The organism is Streptomyces sp. NPDC052721, from assembly GCF_040678315.1.
GTDB lineage: Bacteria > Actinomycetota > Actinomycetes > Streptomycetales > Streptomycetaceae > Streptomyces.
The window spans coordinates 1-19,027 of sequence record NZ_JBFATL010000010.1 but is presented as its reverse complement, the minus strand read 5'-3'; the positions used below and the strand labels follow the sequence as shown (position 1 = coordinate 19,027).

Below are 19,027 nucleotides of genomic sequence, written 5' to 3'. Positions count from 1 at the left end.
AGCCGGCCCCGCACGTCAGCGGCTCGCCCGGCACCAGGTCGTCCGCCCGAGGCGACGGCTCGCCCGGCACCAGACCGTCCGCCGGGGGCAGCGCCCCGCACGGCACCAGACCGTCCCCCGGAGACAGCGTCCCACCCGGCACCAGACCATCGCCCGGAGACAGCGCCCCGCACGGCATCAGGCCGTCCGGCCGGAGGCGGTGGCGACCCGGGCCGACCAGGCCCCGATACGCTCGACGAGACCACCGTGGTGCCGTATCCAGCGGAAGTGGTCCAGCGGACGGCCGTCCGCGTCGGCGCGCGCGTAGTGGAGGCGTTCGATGCGGGCGGCGGGCATCTTGGCACACAGGTGGTCCACGGCCGTCGGCGGCGCCATGGTGTCGTTCTCGACGTCGACGGCGAGGACGGGCAGCGTCACCGCCCGCAGTGCGCGCTCGTAGTCCGCCCGCGCCCCGGGCACGGTGTAGCGGCCGGTGCGCATCTGGCGCGCCCAGTCCCGCATGAGCCGCGCCGTCTGCCGCCCGCCGAACCCGAATCGGTCCCCCGGCCAGTACCCGAGCATGCCGGCCCCGGCGGCGCTGAGCTGGCTGCGCACCAGCCACCGCGCCCCGTTCCGTCCCAGTGCCCGGTACCAGGCGGAGCCGCTGGCGACGAGCACGACGCCGTCGAGGTGCGGTGGCTGGAACAGCCCGCAGTGCACCAGTCCCAGCTGGCCGCCCAGGCTGTGCCCGAGCAGCAGCCGCGGGGCCGTGGGATAAGCGGCGGCGACGACGTCGAGCACGGCCCCGATGTCGTGCTCGACGATCTCGCGGTAGCCGAACCGGACGCCCCGCGCGGGCACGGGGACGCTCTCGCCCTGCCCGCGCAGGTCCGTCGTCACCACCGTCATGCCCTGCCGGTGCAGCGCCCGCACGAGCGGGAGGTAGTTGCGCGCGGGTGTCCCCATGGCGGGCAGCAGGACGACGACGGGGGCGCCCGCGTCGTCCCGTGCGTGCACCCGTACGGTGAGCCGCGCGCCGTCGGGGGCCGTGATGTCGCCCAGCAGCGGCAGGCGGGGTTGCCTGGCGCTCACCCCAGCCGCCAGCCGAGCACGCCGGCGCCCCAGGTGATACCCGCGCCGAAGGCGGCCACGCCCAGCACCCCGGACGGTCCGAGCCGGCCGTCCTCCTGGGCGTGGGCCAGGGCGATGGGGATGGACGCCGAGGAGGTGTTGGCCACCCGGTCGACGTTGAGGAACAGACGCTCGGGCGGCACCCCGATCTCCTTGCCGACGGCCTTCACGATGCGGGCGTTGGCCTGGTGGGCGACGAAGAGGTCGACGTCGTCGCAGGTCAGCTCGCTGCGCTCCAGCACCCGCCGGGTGGCGTCGCTCATCTTGTCCACGGCGTGGACGAAGATCTCCGGGCCGTCCATGCGGAGCTTGCGGTCGTGGCGGTCGGCGTAGAGCAGCCCGATGTGTTCGCCGTCGGAGGCCAGGTGGAAGGCGGGTGCGACGGGGGCGTCCGGGAGGTCGGTGAGGACGACGGCACCGGCGCCGTCGCCGAGCAGGACGGCCGTCGACCGGTCCGCGGCATCGGTGATGCGGGTCAGCGCCTCCGCCCCGCAGACGAGGACGGCCTCCGCCCGCCCGGACTCGATGAGCGCCGTCCCGTGGTCCAGGGCGTAGACGAATCCGGCGCAGGCCGCGTGCAGGTCGAAGGCGGCGGCCTGTGGCGTGCCGAGTCGTGCGGCCACCTCCACCGCCAGTCCGGGCGTCGTCCGGTCCGGGGTGGTCGTCGCGACGACGACGTGACTCAGGTCGGCGGCGTCCCGTCCGGCCTGCCGCAGCGCCGTTCGGGCGGCGGTGACGGCGAGGTCGGCGAGCCGGCCGTCCTCGGCGAGGAAGCGGCGTTCCTTGATCCCCGTCCGTTTGACGATCCACTCGTCGGACGAACCGATCGCCTCGAAGTAGCTGTTCGGTACGGTGCGTTCGGGCAGCGCGGCCCCGATGCCGGTGATCGCCGCTGTCATCGTGCGGCCTCCTTCCGGAAGGTCTGGCCGCCCACGCCCATGCGGACGGCGTGCATACCGCCGTCGGCGTGCACGATCTCACCGGTGACGGTGGCGGCGAGATCGGAGAGCAGGAAGAGGACGGGGCCGGTGAGGCGCCGCACGTCCGCGCGGTCCCAGCCGAGCGGCGCCTCCTGCTCCCAGCGGTCGGCGATGGTGTCGAAGGTGCTGATGGCCGACCCGGCGACCGTCTCGACGGGTCCGGCGGCGACGAGGTTCACGCGGATGCCGCTGTCACCGAGGTAGAGGGCGAGATAGCGGCAGACGGCTCCGAGCGCGGCCTTGCTGACGCCCATCCAGTCGTAGCCGGGCCAGGCGCCGGAGGAGTCGAAGTCCAGCCCGACGACGCTGCCCCGGTTCCTGGCCAGCAGTGGGGCCAGGGCGACGGTGAGCCCGTGCAGGGAGACGGCCGCCGTGTGCAGAGCGTGGGTGGCGCTCTCCACGGGAGTGGTGAGGAAGTTGCCGCTCAGTGCGGACTGCGGGGCGGCGGCGATCGCGTGCAGGACGCCGTCGACCGCGCCCCACCGGCCCTCCAGCTCCTTGGCCAGCCGGGTGAGGTCGTCCGGCCGGGTGACGTCGAGTTCGAGGACGTCAGTGGGGCGCGGCAACCCTGCCGCCGCGGCCTCGGTGATCCGTCGTGTCCGGCCGAACCCGGTCAGCAGCACCTCGGCGCCCGTCTCCTGAAGGGCCTTGGCGGTGTGCCAGGCGATGGAGTCGTCGTTGAGGACCCCCGTCACGAGATAGCGGCGTCCTTCGAAACCGAGCATCACGCTATGGCCTTTCGTGGGTCAGGGGGTGGAGAGCACGAGCGCCGCGTTGTGGCCGCCGAAACCGAACGACGTCGACAGGCCCACCCGCGGCCGTTCGCCGCCGGGCAGCTCGCGTGCCGTCCGGATCAGGTCCAGCTCGCCGAGCCGCTCGTCCGGCTGCCGCAGACCGGCGGTCGGGGGCGCGACACCGTGGCGCAGCGCCTGCAACGTGGCGATGGCCTCCACCGCGCCGGCCGCCCCGAAGAGGTGTCCGAGGCTGCCCTTGCTGGACGACATCGGGATGCGGGCCAGGGCGTCGCCGCCGAGGGCGAGGCGCAGGGCGTCGCACTCCAGCCGGTCGTTGAGGAGGGTGCCGGTGCCGTGGGCGTTGAGGTAGTCCAGCTCTCCGGGGGCCGTCCCGGCTCGGCGCAGGGCCTGGGTGACGGCTTCGGCTGCCGGGCCGCCGCCGGGGTCGGGGGCGGTGAGGTGGTGGGCGTCGGAGGTGGCGCCGTAGCCGCGTACGGCGCCGAGGGCCTCGGCCCCGCGCCGGGCGGCGCCACCGGCCGTCTCCAGGACGAGGACGCCCGCGCCCTCCCCGATGACGAAGCCGTCCCGGTCCGTGTCGAACGGCAGGCAGCGGCCGGTGGGGGAGAGCGCCCCGGCGTTGCGGAAGGCGGCGCTGACGAGTTCCGACGTCGACGCCTCCGCACCGCCCACCACGACGGCGTCCGCCGCGCCCGCCGCCAGCAGTCGCAGCCCTGCGCCGATGGCCTGGGCACCGCTGCTGCAGGCGGAGGCCACGCACAGCGACTCGCCCTTGAAGCCGTACCGCATCGACAGGTGCGACGCGGCGGCGTTGGCCATCATCTGTGGCACCATCAGCGCCGACACGTACTCGGCACCCTGCTCGGCGAAGACCGGGCCCTGTGCCTCGAAGCTGGCCGTGCCGCCGAGCCCGCAGCCGATGACACAGGCGACGCGCGCGGCGTCGTACGGGGCGTCACCGGGGGTCCAGCCGGCCTGCGTCAGCGCTTCGTCCGCCGCCACCAGCGTGAACTGGGTGAAACGGTCGGTGCGGCGCACGAGGTGGCGGGAGAGGTGGTCGGAGGCGCGGAAGCCGTCGCAGGAGCCGAGCCCGTCGTGCAGTGCGCTCTCCCCGGCGACGGCCCGCTCGTGCAGCGCGTCGGCGCCGACACCGAGCGGGGTGACCGCGCCGAAGCCCGTCACCACCGCCCCGGTCGCGGCGTCACTCAAGTCCGGCCTTCTCGTAGCAGAGTTTGAGGATCTGACGGACGGTGTCGAGGCCGTCGAAGTCCTTCGGTTTCACCGGGACCTTCAGGTCTTTCTTGATCGTCTGCGCCAGTTCGACCATGTCGAGGGAGTCGATCTCCAGGTCGTCGAGTGCGGCATCCGGGAAGATGTCCGCCTCGTCGACGCCGAGTTCCACCAGCGCGTCGTGGACGAACTTCTCGATCGCGGCGTGGTCAAGCATGGGTGATGTGCCCTTCTCGTGCGGGACGTCGTGGGGTGGTGAGCCGTTGCTCCGCGGGCTACGCCGCCGCCTTGGCGGCGTGGTACGGCGACCAGTGCCACTGCCGCCAGTAGCTCTCCGTGATGTCCAGCCACTCCTCCAGCCGATCCGCGCTGTCCAGGAAGCGGTGGGCGCTGACCACCAGCCAGCTGTAGACGGCCTGACTGTCCCGGCAGCCGCCGCAGTCGCCGGAGGTGCAGCAGAACTGGAGCGACTCGTAATCGGCGCCCCAGGCCGCGAAGCCGGGGATCACCGGATTGCCGTTGGCGACGCGCTCCTCGTGGTCCGGGTGGTCCACGCTCAGGCTCGGACAGACGTCGTAGCCGAAACGGGCGCCCCAGTGGGAGGTGCCGGTGATGAGGGTGCGGATGAAGTAGGGGTGGCTCACCACCGTCTGCGGGTACAGCTCCTTGACCCGCAACGCCTCCTCCAGCACCCGGCGCTCGTTCTCGATCTGGATCGGATGGTCGGAGCCGTGCTCACTGTAGAAGTTGAACGTGACGATGTTGCCGTTGTCCGCGATCTTCCGGACCGTCGGTTCCAGGTGGGGCAGGCCGGCCTCGGACAGCGCGAAGATGAACAGCACCCGGGGGTCGTCGCGGTAGTGGGACAGCGCCGTGTCGAACAGGCCGGTGAACTTCGACCCGTTGACGCGGATGGCGCGCAGGTCGTCGTCCAGCGGCCCGCCGCCGAAGATGCTGACGGCGACCGCGATGTGCTCGAAGCCCTGCATGGGCATCGGCCGCAGCCCGTTGGTGGAGATGGTGATGTAGGGAAGCTCCTCGACGAACGCTTCCACCCGGCGCAGGACCAGCGTGGGTTCACCGCCGATCAGCGTCGCCTGGTTGACGCCGTCGTCACGCAGCTTCCGGGCGAACGCCTTGATCTTGTCGACGTCGGACAGTTCCTTGACCGCCGTGTCGAAGCCGCCCTCGAAGTACCAGCAGCCCTTGCAGCGGATGTTGCACGTGTTGGTCAGGTGGACCTCGCACGAGCGGACGGTACGTCCGAGCCGGCGCAGGCGGTGCAGCCGGTCGGCCAGGTCCGGCCGCTCCGCCAGCAGAGCGGCCGTGCGCTCCTTGGCCTCCCTACGGGTGAGGGGGCGCTTGCCGATCGTGACAGGTGTTGCCATGGGGATGGTGCTCCTCGTCCTCGGGATCGTCGGAACGCGCGGTTGTGTTCGCCCGGCACGCGGCACTCCGGGCGCGTTGCGCCCTACTCGGGAACCTTCAGCCCCAGGTTCTTGATGCGCGGCGTCACCTTTTCCCGCCAGACGTCCCGCGCCTGCCCGTTCGTCGTCTGCCGCAGCCCGTATCGGACGGCCATGCGGGAGCGCTCGGACCGCGAGCTGCCGAAGATGCGCTCGAAGCCGGGCCACAGCCGGTCCAGGGCCCGCTGCAGTTCCTCGCGGCCCTCGTCCGTCGCCGCGAGATTGCGGCAGACCCGCGCCCCGTGCGCGATGTGGACCTTTTCGTCGAGGATGATGGTGCGGACGGCTTCGGCCCACGGCTTGTAACTGCTCTGCGCGAACTCGGAGATCATCACCATCGCCGTCTCCTCACCGATGTAGGAGAAGATGCCGCGCTCGGCCCAGGTGGTGCACTCGTGGAACTCGTGGCCGGCGAAGAGTTTCCGCTCGGCGAGCGTCTGCTTCTCCATGTAGGCCGTGTCGATGCCGATGTCGCCGAGGATGCGCTTGCCGATCTTGTAGTGGTCGTACTCCTCGACCGCTCGTTCCGCGCAGACCTGCCGCTCCTCGGCGTTCGGTGCCAGCGGCAGGAAGACCTGTACGTAGTCGTCTCCGCCCGAGAGTTCACCCTCGGTGTTGACGATCATTCCCCGGATCGCGATCTCCCGGTAGTCCTCGGGCATCGCGAGGAATTCGTCGGGAGTTCGAACTACGACGACCTCATCGCTCGGAATGGTGAATGACATGCGCGTTTCTGCCCCTCACTCGTCTCACCGAGTCCGGACATGCCAGATCGCCCAACTCGGTGGAGGAAAATACGGACGGGGATTGTGCACGGCCCGAACGGAACCCCCGTTTCCGTTTTCGACTGCCCGTGCCGCCGGTCAATACCGTTGTTCCGGCAGGTTGGGCCGACGATAGACACATCCGAGTCGGCCAATCAATGGAAAGCTCTCGGCCAACGTGGCCGACGTGCCGTCGAAAGGTGTCGGGATCGCACCCCTTCCCATCCCCCCGCCGCAAAGGACGATCCCCCGCTCCCCCGCGGAAGGCGATCCTTCCCCCACCACCCACCTGCGGTGACTCCCCACCGTCCGCGACCGGTGCGTGCGTTCGGACTCCATCGCCGAAAACAAGTCAGACGCTCCGGCACACAATCCCCCGACACGGCATCGGAGTCTCGAATACTGAGCCGGAGAAGAACCGGAGCGGGCGGATCCGGCTGTTCTCGCGCAATGACTCCCGCCCCATCCATGGCCTGGACAGCCACCTGCTTCTCTATATGCTTGCCGCATGAAGCCTCCTGTCCCCCCGCCCGCAGTCGCTTCCCGCCTGGCCAACGTCGTTTCCTCGCCGGTGCGGGACATCTTGTCGCTCACTGCACGCCCCGAAGTGATCTCCTTCGCGGGGGGACTTCCGGCTCCGGAACTGTTCGACGTCGACGGGCTCAGGGCCGCCTTCGACCGCGTACTGGCCGACGGTCCGCGCCGAGCCCTGCAGTACTCCACCACCGAGGGTGACGCCGATCTGCGCGAGGCCATCGCGCAGCGCCTCACGGCACGCGCACTGCCGACCGGCTCCGACGACCTGATGGTCACGACCGGCTCGCAGCAGGCCCTCACCCTCATCACCACGACCGTCCTGGAACCCGGCGACGTCGTGCTCGTCGAGGACCCCTGCTACCTGGCCGCCCTCCAGACCTTCGGCTTCGCCGGCGCCCGCGTCGTCCCCGTCCCGACCGACGACGACGGCATCATCCCCGAGGCCCTGGACGAGATCGCCGCGCGCGAACCAGCCAAACTGCTCTACCTGGTCCCCACCTTCCAGAACCCCACCGGTCGCACACTCCCGGCCGCGCGGCGCACCGCCGTCGCCGAGGCCGCCGCCCGGCACGGCTTCTGGATCGTCGAGGACGACCCCTACGGCGAACTCCGCTACGACGGCGAGCAGGTGCCCTGGATCGCAGCATCCCCCGCCGCGTCCGACCGCACCGTCCTGCTCGGTTCCTTCTCCAAGATCATGGCCCCCGGCCTGCGCCTCGGCTATCTCCGCGCCCCCGCGGCCCTCCGCCGGGCCTGCGTCATCGCCAAGCAGGCCGCCGACCTCCACACCTCCACCGTCGACCAGGCCGTGGCCGCCCGCTACCTGCGCGACAGCGACCTGGACGCCCACATCCGGACCCTCCGCGACGCCTACCGGGAACGCCGCGACGCCCTCCTGGGCGGCCTGCCCACCGCCCTGCCCTTCGGCAGCCGCTGGAACCACCCGGCCGGCGGCATGTTCGTCTGGGTCAGCCTGCCCGAGGGCCACGACGCCACCCAGCTCCTCCACGTCGCCATCAGCCACGAGGTGGCCTACGTCCCCGGGGCCCCGTTCTTCGCCGGCACCCCCGACCCGACCGCCCTGCGCCTCTCCTTCACCACCCACTCCCCCGAGGAGATCAACGAGGGCCTGCGCCGTCTGGCCAAGACCTTCGCGTAACCCACGCGTCCCAGAAGGGATCCCCATGCCCACCGAGTCGGCCACCCTGGTTGACGACGCCCCGATGACTCCGGCCGCGCTCAACGAGATGGTCGCGCGGGACTTCGAGGACTACGCCGCCTGCCACGTCACCGAGGCCACTACGACCCACCTCACCATGGAGGCCGACGGCACCCGCCTCCGCACCCGCCCCGGCGGCACCATCTCCGGCCCCGAACAGGCCGCCCTCGTCGACCTGGCGGCCTTCCTCCTCATCAACGCCCGCCTGGGCCGCCCCACCCCCATGGCCCTGACCAGCTCCCTCCAGATCAGCTACCTCAGCCGTCCCCGCCCCGGCCTGCTCCGCACGCACGCGAAGATGGCCAAGTTCGGCAAGAGCCTCTGTGTCGTCCTCGCCGAACTCCGCGACAGCGCCGGCGCCCTGGCCGCCACCGCAACGGTCACCTACTCCGTACCCCCGGTACCCCGCAGGTCCGACCCGCGAGGGGAGAACGACGCGGTCGGCGGGATCACTGAGTAGATGCCGGGAGCGACACGGGTGACCACGGGGGACGTCCCTCCTCCGCGTGCGGGGTGTCGCGGTTCGTCCGAGGCTCCGGGGCATCGTCGGCCGAAGCACCGTGCCGCCGCGGCACGGGACCCGGTGATCCGCTGACAGCCCCCGCCGGCCCGCCGGACGACAACCCGGCTCGGCGCCGCCAGGGTCTTTGTGCTGCCGCGCATGGAACAGGCGCTGGAGATTCCTTTGACCGGGGGCCGGACACGAAGGGAGTCGTCCAGGTCGGGGACACGGTGCGGCGTCCGCTCGGACCTCACTCGCCGTTCGTGCACCGGCTGCTCAAGCACCTGGAGGACATCGACTCGGACATCGCGCCGAGACTCCTCGGAATCGACGCCGAGGGACCGCGAGAAGCCTCACCTTCCAGCACGACGCGACCGCTGGCATGCCGGTCGCGGGTGGCTCGGAGACGGTGTGCCACAACGATTTCTCCCCGCTCAACGTCTCCTGCGTCGACGGCCTCCCCGTCTCAGGTGGCCGACGCCGTACGCGTTGGCGCGGTCTCGGATCAGCGGCAGTCCGTCGGCGCCCGTAGACGTCATATGCGAGCGGGTACCGGCCCTGTCGACTCACGGGCGATGTACGTCGTGTTCAGAGTGTGCCGGCGGGGACGGGCAGCCGCTCCGTTGATGCGGCGGATCAGGATGTCCGCGGCCAGGCCGCCCAGTTCCTGCACGGGCTGGCTGACCACGCTCAGCCGCGGCCGGATGAGCGTGGTCCATTCCGCGTCGTCGAAGCCGATGACCGGGACATCGCCGGGGATGCGGGCGTCGAGGTCGAGCAGGGCGTCCAGGGTGCCGAGCGTCGCCACGTTGTCGGTGGTGAACAGGGCGGTGAGGCGGTCGCGCGAGGCCGGGGGCGAGCAGGCCGCCGGCACAGCCGCACGCGACCATGTCACGATCGCCGAGGGGCCGCTCACGCGAGCGGGGCCGCCCCTTCACCGAAGCCCCACCCCACTCGCCTCGGCGACAACCGCGGTCGACAGGAAAAAGTCCGTCCCAAGTGGTCTCCGCAGCCGAAGTCCCGTCACAGAACGTGCAGGCGTCGATACGGTGTCGACGCAGTCGGCGACGGGCCCTGGCTCCAGGGGCTGACCGTCGCCCGGACGGTTCCCGTCAGGCAGGCTTCCGCACGGAGCCGGATCATCCAGTTCAGCCAGGACACGGCGGGGTCGGGAGAGCCCGCGGTCATGCGCTGGTAGCGCGAGCGCAGGGCTTGCGGGGTGTCCGGAGTGCCGCCGATGAAGGTGCGCAGGGCCGGGTCGGACAGCACCGCGGCCATCTCCCCGGCGTGCTCGACATGCAGCGACATCAGTCCAGCCGCCTGGTGCTGAAGGCGTGGGCCGCGAGGGTGCTCATGCCGCGACCGCCTCGGGGTGTTCGAGAAGCCGGCCGCGTCGGAGTCGGGCTCAGGCACGGACGAGGGCGACGCGGTGGGGTGCGTCCACGACCTGCCGGCTCCGGTGACGGCCGCGGAGGACCACCAGGCGTTGCCCCTTGTCGTCGCGCTCATCAGCCCACTCGGGGTGGGCCTTCCCGAACAGTCTCATCCAGCAGCGAACTTCCGCTCGGCGTCGTACCGCCCTCGTTGACCGGCGTAAGCATCGGCGTAGAGAGTCGTCGGCCTTTCGGCCCAGGTTGCTCCCGGAAGGGGACCCCGCCGGACGGCCTGATGTGACCGGGGACGGCCGGACGCATCAGGCCTGCACGGGCCGGGGTCAGTAACTCAGATGCGGCTCAGAGTGTCGACCAGGTCGGCGGCGACCCGTCTGTCGATGGGCGCCGGCACCGCCTGCACACCGGGCGCGAGTGAGGGGCTGTGGCCGGTGGCGATCGCGGCGAGGCTTCGTGCCTGCAGGGTCAGACCGAGGTCCATGGCCTCGATCGGATTGCCCTTGGCCGCCGTCAGGTTGATCATCTTCGTGTCCGCGAGGATCACGATCTCGCGGCCGTCACGCAGTCGGTGCACGGCGCGTTCCTGTCCGCTGGGCCCTGAGCGGTGTACGGAGGCGGTGTGTTCGGCGAGCGTGTTCGCGTCCAGTTCCCAGGGCATGTGTCCGACTCCGGCGACGACGGTGCCGTCGCGCAGCGCGGCGAGCTCCGCGGCACCGATGACGCCGGGATGGCCGGTGGCCAGGAAGAGCAGTCGCGTGCGGGGAAGCAGGTCCACGAGTGCGCCGACCTGGTGGCCTGCCATCACCGCCTCCAGCGCGCGGTAGGGGTCCGTGTCGGCGACCGCGACGCGGGCGCCGAGGTGGGCGAGCGTGTCCGCGACACCGCGTCCGCAGGGGCCGTAGCCGACGACGGTGGCACGGGCTCCCGGAATCATGAGGTTGGTGGCGTTCATGAAGCCCTGTACGACGCTCTGGCCGACACCGAACTCGTTCTCGACCAGCAGCTTGAGGCGGCTGTCGTTGATGACGATCACGGGGAAGTCCGGCCGGCTGTCCCAGGAGCGGATGCGCAGGCCGCCGGTGGTCGTCTCCTCCGTGGCGCCGAGGAGGCCGGGCAGGCCGCCACGGGCGAGGACACCCTCGATGAGATCGGCGCCGTTGTCGAGGATGAGGTCAGGCTGTGCGTCCAGGACGCGCGCGATGTTCTCGCGGTGCCGGGCGAGGTCGTCGGAGCGGTGGCCTACGACGGTGATGCCGTAGTCGCGCAGCGCGTCCGCGGTGTCCTCCTGCGTGGTGCCGGGAGACCCGGTGAGGACGATCTCGGCGCCTGCCTGGGCGAGGTAACCGACCAGCACGGCGGTCTTGGGTTCGATGTGCAGGCAGATGCCGATACGGCGGCCGGCGAACGCCGACGCGTGCGTCTGCATCGTGGCTGCCAGCATCGGCATGTGGCGGGCGGCCCACTGGGTGCCGTCGTGCGGGATCGGGCAGCGAGCAGGGGTGAGCTGAGACATGGCGGAGTTCCTTGGCCGGGAAAGAGGGAGACAGGGCACCTCGGGTGCCGTGGAGCCGGGTCGAGGGCACACCTGTCCCCTCGACGCGAAACCTCTTGTCAGCCGTAGAAATCGCTGCGGAAGGAGTGGTCACCGAAGATCCACAGGTGGCGGCTCGCCTGACTCGTGTTCATCGGTGACCTCCTCTCTGTGCCCGGGCGACGCGGGGAAACCACTCCCCCGGGGGCAAGTTATACGCATAACCTCACTCGGGCAAGAGGTGCCTGACGGTGAGCCCTCCCCAGCTCGGTGCCCCGGCGCCCTGCTGCCCGCTACGCGTCGACGCCGTCGGGTACCAGGAGAACGGGAATGCCGCTGACGTGTGTCACCGCGTCGCTCACCCGGGGCGTGAACCAAGCGGTGAACATGTTCCGCTTGTGCGGGGTGATCACCAGCAGATCCGCGCAGAGGTCCCGGACCGTCTCGGTGATGATGCCGGGCACCTCACCGACCGTGCCTGCCGCGAGGTGTCCTTGCGAGCGGACTCCGGCGTCGGCGACCGACGTGACCGCGATGTCGAGGACCTGCTGCGCCGCGCCGGTGTCCTCCAGACGCACGACGGTGTGGTGCTCGATGTCCGTGACGGCGATGTGGAGAACGTGCACGACGCCGTCCGAAGCCCGCGCCAGGCGAGTGGCCGTACGCAGGGCGGCCGTGTCGCCCGCGCTGGAATCGACGGCGACCACGATGTTCTCGAACATGAGTGACTCCTTTGGAAGTTGAGATGGTCTGCAGGGGGGAAGAGGGCCGCGGTGTTCACGCGAGCGGCACGGGCCGGTATGGAATGGGGAGTGGAGGACGGGGCCGCCCCCGTCGGGGGTCGTGGGCGAGGGAGGCCTCGGGATCGGCGTGCAGCCCGGCGGCGGTGGCGTTCCGCTCGCCCGGGACGATGAGGACCACAGGTGCGCCGGGGCGAGCCTGCGCCGCCGTGCGCTGCCGGAGCGCGGGGCCAGGGAGACGACGGCCGGGTCGAGGGACACCGGGGCGAGGGAGGTGACCGTCGCTCCGGCCTGATCCCGGCCCGCGCCGTGGGGGTACCGCTCTGCGGCGAGCGCCTCGGTCGTGGCCCACGGAGGTCGGCGTGCTCTCCCCGGTGCTGCGAGGCCGTTGCCCGGTGACGTCAGAGCGCGGCGACAGCGTCCGCACCGGTTGCGGTCGCCGCGTCGGGGGTGGGGAAGTGTGGCAGCACCGTCTCGGCGAGTTCGTGGAGAACCTCCTCTACGGGACGATCGCCGGGCCGCAGGTTGAAGGAGACGTGGCTGACGCCGAGCCTGCCCATCTCCCGCAGGTGGTCGACCAGGGCCTCACGCCCGGTGCGCAGGCCGAGCCGGATCGCGGTCGCGGCGACGGCCGGATCCTCGGTGAGGTCCAGTTGCATCGGGGTGAGGTACGGCTTGGGGGCCCCGGCGGTGAGCTGCTGCCACTCGCGGGTCTTCAGCCGTAGAGCGCCCAGAGGGCGGGGGTAGTTGAGGGAGGCGTCGGCGTTGCGCGAGATCCACTCCGCGGACTGCTGCGCATGCCCCGCGATGGCGATGGGAACGGCCCGACCCATCGGCTTGGGCAGCACATCGAGGTTGCGGTCGGCGCCGAGTCCGATGCCGGGCAGGCTGATGCCCTGCCCGCTCGCACGGGTGGCCCAGGCCTCGCGGAGGATCTCCACGCCCTTGCGGAACGTGGCACCGCGCGTCTCGAAGTCCTCGCCGAACAAGGGGTACTCCACCGGCCGGTCGCCGCTGGCCAGCCCGAGAACGAACCGGCCGCCGGAGAGGACGTCCACGGTGGCCGCCGCCTTCGCGACGAGCAGCGGCTGCCTCAGCGGCAGCACGATGGCGCCGGTCCCGAGCACGACCCGCTCGGTGACGGCTGCGAGATGACCCAGATGTGTGAAGGCCTCGAAGACGGAGCCGGCGTCGCCGAACTGTTCGGGATCGTACAGGGGCACATCCCGGACCCACAGGCTCGCGAAGCCCAAGGTGTCGGCGAGGCGCGCCAGTTCGGCGTGACGGGTCAGGTCGGGGACGCCGAAGGGACGGCCGGCGGCCCGGTCGGCGCGCACGCGCGTGTGACCCCAGTCGTTGTCGAGAGGGAGCTCAAGGCCCAGGGTCGGCAGACCCGCGGGGTTCACGAGCCGCTCGAGGGCAGTAGGAGTGGGAGACATCGGATCGACACCTTTCAAGGTCGGTACAGCGGCTCGTGCGGGCGGGTCCGCCCGCCGCGCCCGCGCGGTCCGGGGCAGGCCGTGCGGGACGCTGCGGAGCGCTCCCGCCCATCGGCCAAGAGGGACTAGTTGAGGGTGTCCGGGTGCGGGCCGGTGCGCAGACCACGGTCGAGGGCGGCTATGGCGGCCATCTCCTCGTCCGACAGGGCGAAGTCGAAGACGTCGAGGTTCTCGCGCACGCGGGCGGGCGTCACGGACTTGGGGATGACGATGTTGCCGAGCTGGAGGTGCCAGCGCAGGACGACCTGCGCGGGCGACTTGTCGTGCCGTGCGGCGACGGTGGTGATCGCGTCATCGCCGAGGACGGCGCCCTGCGCCAGCGGACTCCACGCCTCGGTGGCGATACCGAGGTCTGCGTGCAGGGCGCGCAGCTCGTTCTGCTGGAGGCCGGGGTGCAGCTCGATCTGGTTGACCACCGGCACCAGGTCGGTGCCGTCCAGCAGCCGCTTCAGGTGCGCGGGCTGGAAGTTGGAGACGCCCGCGGCCCTGATCCGTCCGTTGGCGGCCAGCTTCTCGATGGCCTTCCATGACTCCCGGTACAGGTCACGGGCCGGGGTCGGCCAGTGGATCAGGTAGAGGTCGACGTAGTCCAGTCCCAGCCTCTCCAGGCCGGCGTCGAAGGCCCTGAGCGTGGCGTCGTACCCCTGGTCGGCGTTCCACAGCTTGGTCGTGACGAACAGGTCGTCGCGAGGGATGCCGGAGCCGGCGAGGGCCTTGCCGACTCCGGATTCGTTGCCGTAGATCGCGGCGGTGTCGATGGAGCGGTAGCCGGCCTCCAGAGCGGCCGAGACGGCCGCGGCCGTCTCGGCGTCGGGGATCTGGAAGACGCCGAAGCCGAGCTGGGGGATCTCGACGCCGTTGTGGAGGGTGACGGTGGGGACAGGAGCGGTCATGCGCGAGTTCCTTGCGTAGGGACGGGTGGTACCGGCAGGGCCCCTCCGGTGCGCCCGGAGTGCGCCCTGAACTGCCGCGGTGCGGGCCCGGCCGCTCCGTGTGGGTGGTCGGGCGCTGCTTGGCACTGCGGGCTGGGATGTCCTCAGGCGAGGGTGCCGAGTGCCGTGGCGGCGAATCCGTGGTCCTGCTCAGGGGTGCCGCCGCCGACACCGATGGCGCCGATGAGGCGGCCGTCGCGGTGGACGGGCAGGCCGCCGGCGATGAACAGCAGTGGCCGGTCGAGGGCGGTGGGCAGGCTGTGGAACGGGCCGTCGGGCTTGACCAGGTCGACGAGGTCGGCGGTCGGGGCGTTGAGCTGGAGCGCGGTGTACGCCTTGCGGGTGCTGGTCTCCCCGGAGATCAGCACGGCGCGGTGGTCGCGGCGGAAGGCGATGAAGGTGACCGCCGGCGTCGAGCACGGTGACGCTGACGGTGGCCCCGGCCGCCTCCGCGGCACGACGGGCGGCGGTGATCAGAGCCTCCGCGTCGTGGGTGGTCAGCGGGGCGACGGTGGCGGGGGTGCTCATGGCGTGGTGCTCGCTTCGTTCGTGGGGTCGGGGTCTGGTCCGGCCAGGTGGGCGCGGGGTCAGTGGCCGCTCGGGGCGCTGGTCGGTTGAGCCGGCGCGTGCGTGGAACCGGCCATGACGGTGCTGGGGGTCCGGCGCGCGCGGCGGTCGAGGAACGCGGCGAGGAAGGACAGCAGCAGGGCTGTGCCGGAGAGCAGGGCACCGACCCAGTTCGGCGAGGTGTAGCCGAGTCCGGCTGCGATCACCACACCGCCGAGCCATGCCGCCAGCGCGTTGCCGAGGTTGAAGGCGCCGATGTTGGCGGCCGAGGCCAGGGTCGGGGCGGCCGAGGCCTGGTCGAGGACCCACTTCTGCAGCGGCGGCACCGTGGCGAAACCGAGCGCGCCGATCAGGGTGAGGGTGATCGCCGCCAGCACCTTGTTGTGGGCGGTCGCGGTGAACAGCAGCAGTACCGCGGCGAGGCTCGCCAGGGTGGTGAAGAGCATCGGCATCAGGGCCCGGTCGGCGAACTTGCCGCCGAGCAGGTTGCCGAGGAACATGCCGACGCCGAACAGCACGAGCAGCCAGGTCACAGCGCCCTCGGGGTAGCCGGCCACCCGGGTCATCATCGGCGTGATGTAGGTGATGGCCGCGAAGACACCGCCGTAGCCGAGGACGGTCATCGCCATGGCGAGCCAGACCTGCACATTCTTGAAGGCGGCGAATTCGGCACGGACGTTCCCGGCCTGGGGCTTGCCCTGCTCGGGGACGAGCTTGGCGACGCCGAGAAGGCCGATCACGCCGAGAGCGGCGACGAGGGTGAAGGTGAGGCGCCAGCCGGCGGCCTGTCCGATGTAGGTGCCGCCGGGGACACCGACGATGTTGGCGACGGTCAGGCCCATGAACATCAGGGAGATGGCGGAGGCCTTCTTCTCGGGGGCGACCAGGTCGGCGGCGACCACGGAGCCGATACCGAAGAACGCGCCGTGCGCGAGGGAGGCGATGACCCGGCCGATGAGCATGAGGCCGAAACTCGGGGCGAAGGCCGAGAGGGCGTTGCCCACGATGAACAGGCCCATGAGGAACATGAGCATCTTCTTGCGGGACACCCTGGTGCCGAGCACGGTGAGCAGCGGGGCACCGATGACGACGCCGAGCGCGTAGCCGGACACCAGCCAGCCGGCGGTGGGGATGCTGACACCGAAGTCGTCCGCGACCTGGGGCAGCACGCCCATGATCACGAATTCGGTGGTGCCGATCCCGAAGGCCCCGATGGCCAGGGCCAGGAGCGCGAGAGGCATGGGGAGAGCCCTTCGAACGATTGCGTGGGACGCTTACGTGCGACGACATTACTTGCAGACGCTCCATATAGGCAAGCGCGGGATGTGACTGCTTGCAATAGACACTGCCTGCAATTATGCTGGCCTTCGACTGGCCCGCCGCCGAAGGAGGCTCCTGTGACCGCCACCGCCCCAGCGCTCTCCGTTCTGGCTCAGGGCTGGTGTGCCCTCTCTCTGCTGCACGGCAAGATCGAGACGCACCTCGAACGCGTTCTGGAAACCGGTCACGGCCTGAGCGCCCGTGAGTACGCGCTGCTCGACGTGCTCAGCCGGCAGCACGACGGAGACGGAGGGCACCTGCAGATGAAACAGGTCGCCGACGCTGTCGTCCTCAGCCAGAGCGCCACCACACGCCTGGTCACCCGCCTGGAGGACCGCGGACTGCTGTCCCGCTACCTGTGCCCCACCGACCGCCGCGGGATCTACACCGACGTCACCGACGCGGGCAGGGAGCTGCTTGAGGCGGCGCGCCCCACTCACGACACCGCCCTGCGGGCGGCACTCGCCGAGGCAGCTCAGGATGTCAGGCTCGAACCGCTGGTCCGGACTCTGCAGTCGCCGCCCACCTCTATCGCAGTCGCCGCCTGAAAGGAGCACGTCCGTACATGAAAGCCATGGCACTGCGCCGGTACGGTCGTACCGAAGACCTCGAATGGACAGAGCTGCCGGACCCGAAAGTGGCACCCGGCGAAGTCCTCGTCCGTGTGAAGGCCGCCGGGGTCAACCCGGTCGACTGGAAGCTCGCCGAAGGACGGCTCGACGCCGTCATGGAGACCGGCTTCCCGCTGATTCCCGGCTGGGACGTGGCAGGCGTCGTCGAGCAAGTGGGTTTCGACGTCACCGAGTTCGCCCCCGGCGACGAGGTATTCGGCTACATCCGCAAGGACTGGGCTCAGTTCGGCGCCTATGCCGAGCTGGTCTCCGCGCACGTGCGTCTGCTGGCCCCCAAGCCCGCCGCGCTGACCTGGGAGGAAGCGGCGGGCGTACCCCTCGCGGGGCTCACCGCCTACCAGGCCGTCCAGCGCACCCGCCTCCAGCCGCGCGAGACGGTGCTCATTCACGGCGCGGCCGGAGGTGTCGGCTCGTTCGGAGTCCAGATCGCCACCGCCCTCGGGGCACGGGTCATCGCAACGGCGAGCGAGCGCAACCACGATTTCCTCCGATCCCTGGGTGCCGTCCCCGTGACCTACGGGGCCGGCCTGCGTGACCGTGTCCGTGAGCAGGCCCCCCAAGGGGTGCATGCCGCTGTGGACTTCGCCGGGCACGACGCGGTGGACGTCTCGCTCGACCTGCTCGAAGACCCCGGCCGGCTGGCCTCTGTCGTCGACCCGGAAGCCGCCGCCAAGGGCGGGCACTACGTATGGGTGCGGCCGGACCGGGCCGATCTCGCCGCCTTGGCCGCCCTGGCCGACGAAGGTCGGCTGACCGTCCATCTGGACCGTGTACTGCCCCTGCGCGAGGCCGCGGAAGCGTGGCGCATCAGCCAGGGCGGTCACACCAGGGGAAAGCTCGTCCTGTCGGTCCCCGGGCACTGAACGGCCCCGGCCCCTATGCGAAGGAGCACGTCATGACAACACCCACCCCATCGGACCACCGTCGTCCACAGGAGGTATTCGCTGACCACGGTGCCCGCCTGGGTACGGGAGATCTCGACCGCGTCGCTGCCAACTATGCCGAGGACGCCGTCTTCATCACACCGTCCGGCACCCTGCACGGCCGCGAAGGAGTCAAAGAGGCCATCGGCAAGCTGCTGGCCGACCTCCCGGATGCCGACTGGGAACTGAAGCCGCAGTTCGCCGGCGACATACTGTTTCTCGAATGGTCCGCGGCCAGCCCGACCGGGCGCCGTGTGGAAGACGGCGTCGACACCTTCGTCTTCCGCGACGGGCTCATCCAAGCCCAGACCGTCCGCTACACCCTGATCACTGATCACTGATCACTGACCGACCCAAGGGTCCGGCACCGGACACCCGGGTGGTGGGCGGACTGCCGGCCGATGCGGTGCGCCTGGAGCGGGCCGGCCGCGGGCCACCCCCGGTGGCGCGGAGCCGGCACCCGCCGACCACGCCCGGCAGCAGCTGGAGCCCGGGACCGCCGACGGGTTGCGCGCGTAAGCGGCCCAGACCCGGGACAGGACCGACCAGTTCGCAGCCGTCCCGGAGGACATCGCGGCCAACGGCCTGCCCTCGGTGGAGGACTGCCCCGTCGGAGGAGCTGCGCGAGGCCCACCTCGGTTTCCGTGCCGTGTGCTACGGCACATCGCGGCCGGCAAGCGGATCCCCGGTGGTGTCGTAGTGCTTCGGTCCGTACCCACGATGAAAGTCCACAAGAGAGAGGACCCCAGCCGATGCACGGCTGGGGTTCCTCAAGGCGGTGAGGATCGGTCAGCAGGGGGAGTTGCCCACGCCGTGAACCGCTCGTCTACGCGTCGCCGGACCGCACCACATCACGGTCACCGTGAATCGGGAAGGTCAGCGCTGCAGGGTGAGGACGCCCGGCCGCCACGGCAGTTGGTCGTACGGGCCGC

19 protein-coding genes and 2 pseudogenes are annotated in these 19,027 nt (G+C 70.9%); 6 read left to right on the top strand and 15 right to left on the bottom strand.

Features of this window, described 5'->3' with window-relative positions:
* Positions 1 to 177: 177 nt before the first annotated feature.
* The 7 genes from AB0L21_RS12280 to AB0L21_RS12250 form a co-directional block, all read right to left on the bottom strand.
* Positions 178 to 1,071 (bottom strand): alpha/beta fold hydrolase, encoded by an 894-nt coding sequence (locus AB0L21_RS12280; RefSeq protein ID WP_365783732.1) that lies wholly within the window; start codon positions 1,069 to 1,071, stop codon positions 178 to 180.
* Positions 1,068 to 2,009 (bottom strand): beta-ketoacyl-ACP synthase 3, encoded by a 942-nt coding sequence (locus tag AB0L21_RS12275; protein ID WP_365783730.1) that lies wholly within the window; start codon positions 2,007 to 2,009, stop codon positions 1,068 to 1,070. The genes AB0L21_RS12280 and AB0L21_RS12275 overlap by 4 nt, the downstream gene beginning before the upstream one ends.
* Positions 2,006 to 2,815, bottom strand: coding sequence for an enoyl-ACP reductase FabI (gene fabI / locus AB0L21_RS12270; protein ID WP_365783728.1), 810 nt, complete (start codon positions 2,813 to 2,815; stop codon positions 2,006 to 2,008). Before fabI ends, AB0L21_RS12275 begins: the two co-directional genes overlap by 4 nt.
* A 21-nt stretch (positions 2,816 to 2,836) precedes the next feature.
* Positions 2,837 to 4,051, bottom strand: coding sequence for a beta-ketoacyl-[acyl-carrier-protein] synthase family protein (locus AB0L21_RS12265; protein ID WP_365783726.1), 1,215 nt, complete (start codon positions 4,049 to 4,051; stop codon positions 2,837 to 2,839).
* Positions 4,044 to 4,289, bottom strand: a complete 246-nt coding sequence (locus tag AB0L21_RS12260; RefSeq protein WP_365783724.1) for an acyl carrier protein — start codon at positions 4,287 to 4,289, stop codon at positions 4,044 to 4,046. Before AB0L21_RS12260 ends, AB0L21_RS12265 begins: the two co-directional genes overlap by 8 nt.
* 58 nt (positions 4,290 to 4,347) lie before the next feature.
* A complete protein-coding gene (locus tag AB0L21_RS12255; protein WP_365707366.1) occupies positions 4,348 to 5,460 on the bottom strand; it encodes a radical SAM protein in 1,113 nt (370 codons plus the stop codon).
* Between the two features lie 83 nt (positions 5,461 to 5,543).
* Positions 5,544 to 6,263, bottom strand: a complete 720-nt coding sequence (locus tag AB0L21_RS12250; RefSeq protein WP_365707364.1) for a Phenylacetic acid catabolic protein — start codon at positions 6,261 to 6,263, stop codon at positions 5,544 to 5,546.
* A 547-nt stretch (positions 6,264 to 6,810) separates the two neighbouring features.
* Here AB0L21_RS12250 and AB0L21_RS12245 point away from each other — a divergent pair.
* Positions 6,811 to 7,998, top strand: coding sequence for a PLP-dependent aminotransferase family protein (locus AB0L21_RS12245; protein ID WP_365783722.1), 1,188 nt, complete (start codon positions 6,811 to 6,813; stop codon positions 7,996 to 7,998).
* 25 nt (positions 7,999 to 8,023) lie between these two features.
* Positions 8,024 to 8,518 (top strand): PaaI family thioesterase, encoded by a 495-nt coding sequence (locus tag AB0L21_RS12240; RefSeq protein ID WP_365707360.1) that lies wholly within the window; start codon positions 8,024 to 8,026, stop codon positions 8,516 to 8,518.
* A gap of 577 nt (positions 8,519 to 9,095) precedes the next feature.
* On the opposite strand, the gene AB0L21_RS12235 is transcribed toward AB0L21_RS12240, so the two are convergent.
* The 8 genes and pseudogenes from AB0L21_RS12235 to AB0L21_RS12200 form a co-directional block, all read right to left on the bottom strand.
* Entirely contained in the window at positions 9,096 to 9,476 is a 381-nt protein-coding gene (locus AB0L21_RS12235; protein ID WP_365783720.1) for a substrate-binding domain-containing protein, read from the bottom strand.
* Positions 9,477 to 9,583: 107 nt separating this feature from the next.
* A complete protein-coding gene (locus tag AB0L21_RS12230; protein WP_365783718.1) occupies positions 9,584 to 9,868 on the bottom strand; it encodes a hypothetical protein in 285 nt (94 codons plus the stop codon).
* A 414-nt stretch (positions 9,869 to 10,282) separates the two neighbouring features.
* Positions 10,283 to 11,464, bottom strand: coding sequence for an adenosylhomocysteinase (locus tag AB0L21_RS12225; RefSeq protein ID WP_365707354.1), 1,182 nt, complete (start codon positions 11,462 to 11,464; stop codon positions 10,283 to 10,285).
* A 311-nt stretch (positions 11,465 to 11,775) separates the two neighbouring features.
* Positions 11,776 to 12,204, bottom strand: coding sequence for a universal stress protein (locus AB0L21_RS12220; RefSeq protein ID WP_365783716.1), 429 nt, complete (start codon positions 12,202 to 12,204; stop codon positions 11,776 to 11,778).
* 419 nt (positions 12,205 to 12,623) lie between these two features.
* Positions 12,624 to 13,661 (bottom strand): TIGR03571 family LLM class oxidoreductase, encoded by a 1,038-nt coding sequence (locus AB0L21_RS12215; protein ID WP_365707350.1) that lies wholly within the window; start codon positions 13,659 to 13,661, stop codon positions 12,624 to 12,626.
* Between the two features lie 125 nt (positions 13,662 to 13,786).
* Positions 13,787 to 14,614 carry an aldo/keto reductase gene (locus AB0L21_RS12210; protein ID WP_365783714.1) on the bottom strand — a complete coding sequence of 276 codons (828 nt, stop codon included), beginning with the start codon at positions 14,612 to 14,614 and terminating at the stop codon, positions 13,787 to 13,789.
* Positions 14,615 to 14,757: 143 nt separating this feature from the next.
* A pseudogene (locus AB0L21_RS12205) lies at positions 14,758 to 15,181 on the bottom strand (heme-binding protein).
* Positions 15,182 to 15,240: 59 nt separating this feature from the next.
* Positions 15,241 to 16,461 carry an MFS transporter gene (locus AB0L21_RS12200; RefSeq protein WP_365783712.1) on the bottom strand — a complete coding sequence of 407 codons (1,221 nt, stop codon included), beginning with the start codon at positions 16,459 to 16,461 and terminating at the stop codon, positions 15,241 to 15,243.
* Positions 16,462 to 16,617: 156 nt separating this feature from the next.
* Between AB0L21_RS12200 and AB0L21_RS12195 the strand changes: the two genes are divergently transcribed.
* From AB0L21_RS12195 to AB0L21_RS12180, 4 genes and pseudogenes are all read left to right on the top strand, one after another.
* Positions 16,618 to 17,088, top strand: coding sequence for a MarR family transcriptional regulator (locus AB0L21_RS12195; RefSeq protein ID WP_365707342.1), 471 nt, complete (start codon positions 16,618 to 16,620; stop codon positions 17,086 to 17,088).
* 17 nt (positions 17,089 to 17,105) lie between these two features.
* Positions 17,106 to 18,035: an NADP-dependent oxidoreductase gene (locus tag AB0L21_RS12190; protein ID WP_365707340.1), complete on the top strand. Its 930-nt coding sequence runs from the start codon at positions 17,106 to 17,108 to the stop codon at positions 18,033 to 18,035.
* Positions 18,036 to 18,067: 32 nt separating this feature from the next.
* Positions 18,068 to 18,436: a nuclear transport factor 2 family protein gene (locus AB0L21_RS12185; protein WP_365783710.1), complete on the top strand. Its 369-nt coding sequence runs from the start codon at positions 18,068 to 18,070 to the stop codon at positions 18,434 to 18,436.
* Positions 18,437 to 18,578: 142 nt separating this feature from the next.
* Positions 18,579 to 18,795, top strand: a pseudogene (locus tag AB0L21_RS12180) (hypothetical protein).
* The last annotated feature ends 232 nt before the right edge of the window (positions 18,796 to 19,027 follow it).

Coding starts and splice junctions, on each gene's coding strand:
- AB0L21_RS12190 (WP_365707340.1), top strand. CDS start 17,106: ATGAAAGCCATGGCACTGCGCCGGTACGGTCGTACCGAAGACCTCGAA.
- AB0L21_RS12225 (WP_365707354.1), bottom strand. CDS start 11,464: ATGTCTCAGCTCACCCCTGCTCGCTGCCCGATCCCGCACGACGGCACC.
- AB0L21_RS12210 (WP_365783714.1), bottom strand. CDS start 14,614: ATGACCGCTCCTGTCCCCACCGTCACCCTCCACAACGGCGTCGAGATC.
- AB0L21_RS12230 (WP_365783718.1), bottom strand. CDS start 9,868: ATGTCGCTGCATGTCGAGCACGCCGGGGAGATGGCCGCGGTGCTGTCC.
- AB0L21_RS12200 (WP_365783712.1), bottom strand. CDS start 16,461: ATGCCTCTCGCGCTCCTGGCCCTGGCCATCGGGGCCTTCGGGATCGGC.
- AB0L21_RS12240 (WP_365707360.1), top strand. CDS start 8,024: ATGCCCACCGAGTCGGCCACCCTGGTTGACGACGCCCCGATGACTCCG.
- AB0L21_RS12250 (WP_365707364.1), bottom strand. CDS start 6,263: ATGTCATTCACCATTCCGAGCGATGAGGTCGTCGTAGTTCGAACTCCC.
- AB0L21_RS12275 (WP_365783730.1), bottom strand. CDS start 2,009: ATGACAGCGGCGATCACCGGCATCGGGGCCGCGCTGCCCGAACGCACC.
- AB0L21_RS12185 (WP_365783710.1), top strand. CDS start 18,068: ATGACAACACCCACCCCATCGGACCACCGTCGTCCACAGGAGGTATTC.
- AB0L21_RS12260 (WP_365783724.1), bottom strand. CDS start 4,289: ATGCTTGACCACGCCGCGATCGAGAAGTTCGTCCACGACGCGCTGGTG.
- AB0L21_RS12215 (WP_365707350.1), bottom strand. CDS start 13,661: ATGTCTCCCACTCCTACTGCCCTCGAGCGGCTCGTGAACCCCGCGGGT.
- AB0L21_RS12220 (WP_365783716.1), bottom strand. CDS start 12,204: ATGTTCGAGAACATCGTGGTCGCCGTCGATTCCAGCGCGGGCGACACG.
- fabI (WP_365783728.1), bottom strand. CDS start 2,815: ATGCTCGGTTTCGAAGGACGCCGCTATCTCGTGACGGGGGTCCTCAAC.
- AB0L21_RS12255 (WP_365707366.1), bottom strand. CDS start 5,460: ATGGCAACACCTGTCACGATCGGCAAGCGCCCCCTCACCCGTAGGGAG.
- AB0L21_RS12245 (WP_365783722.1), top strand. CDS start 6,811: ATGAAGCCTCCTGTCCCCCCGCCCGCAGTCGCTTCCCGCCTGGCCAAC.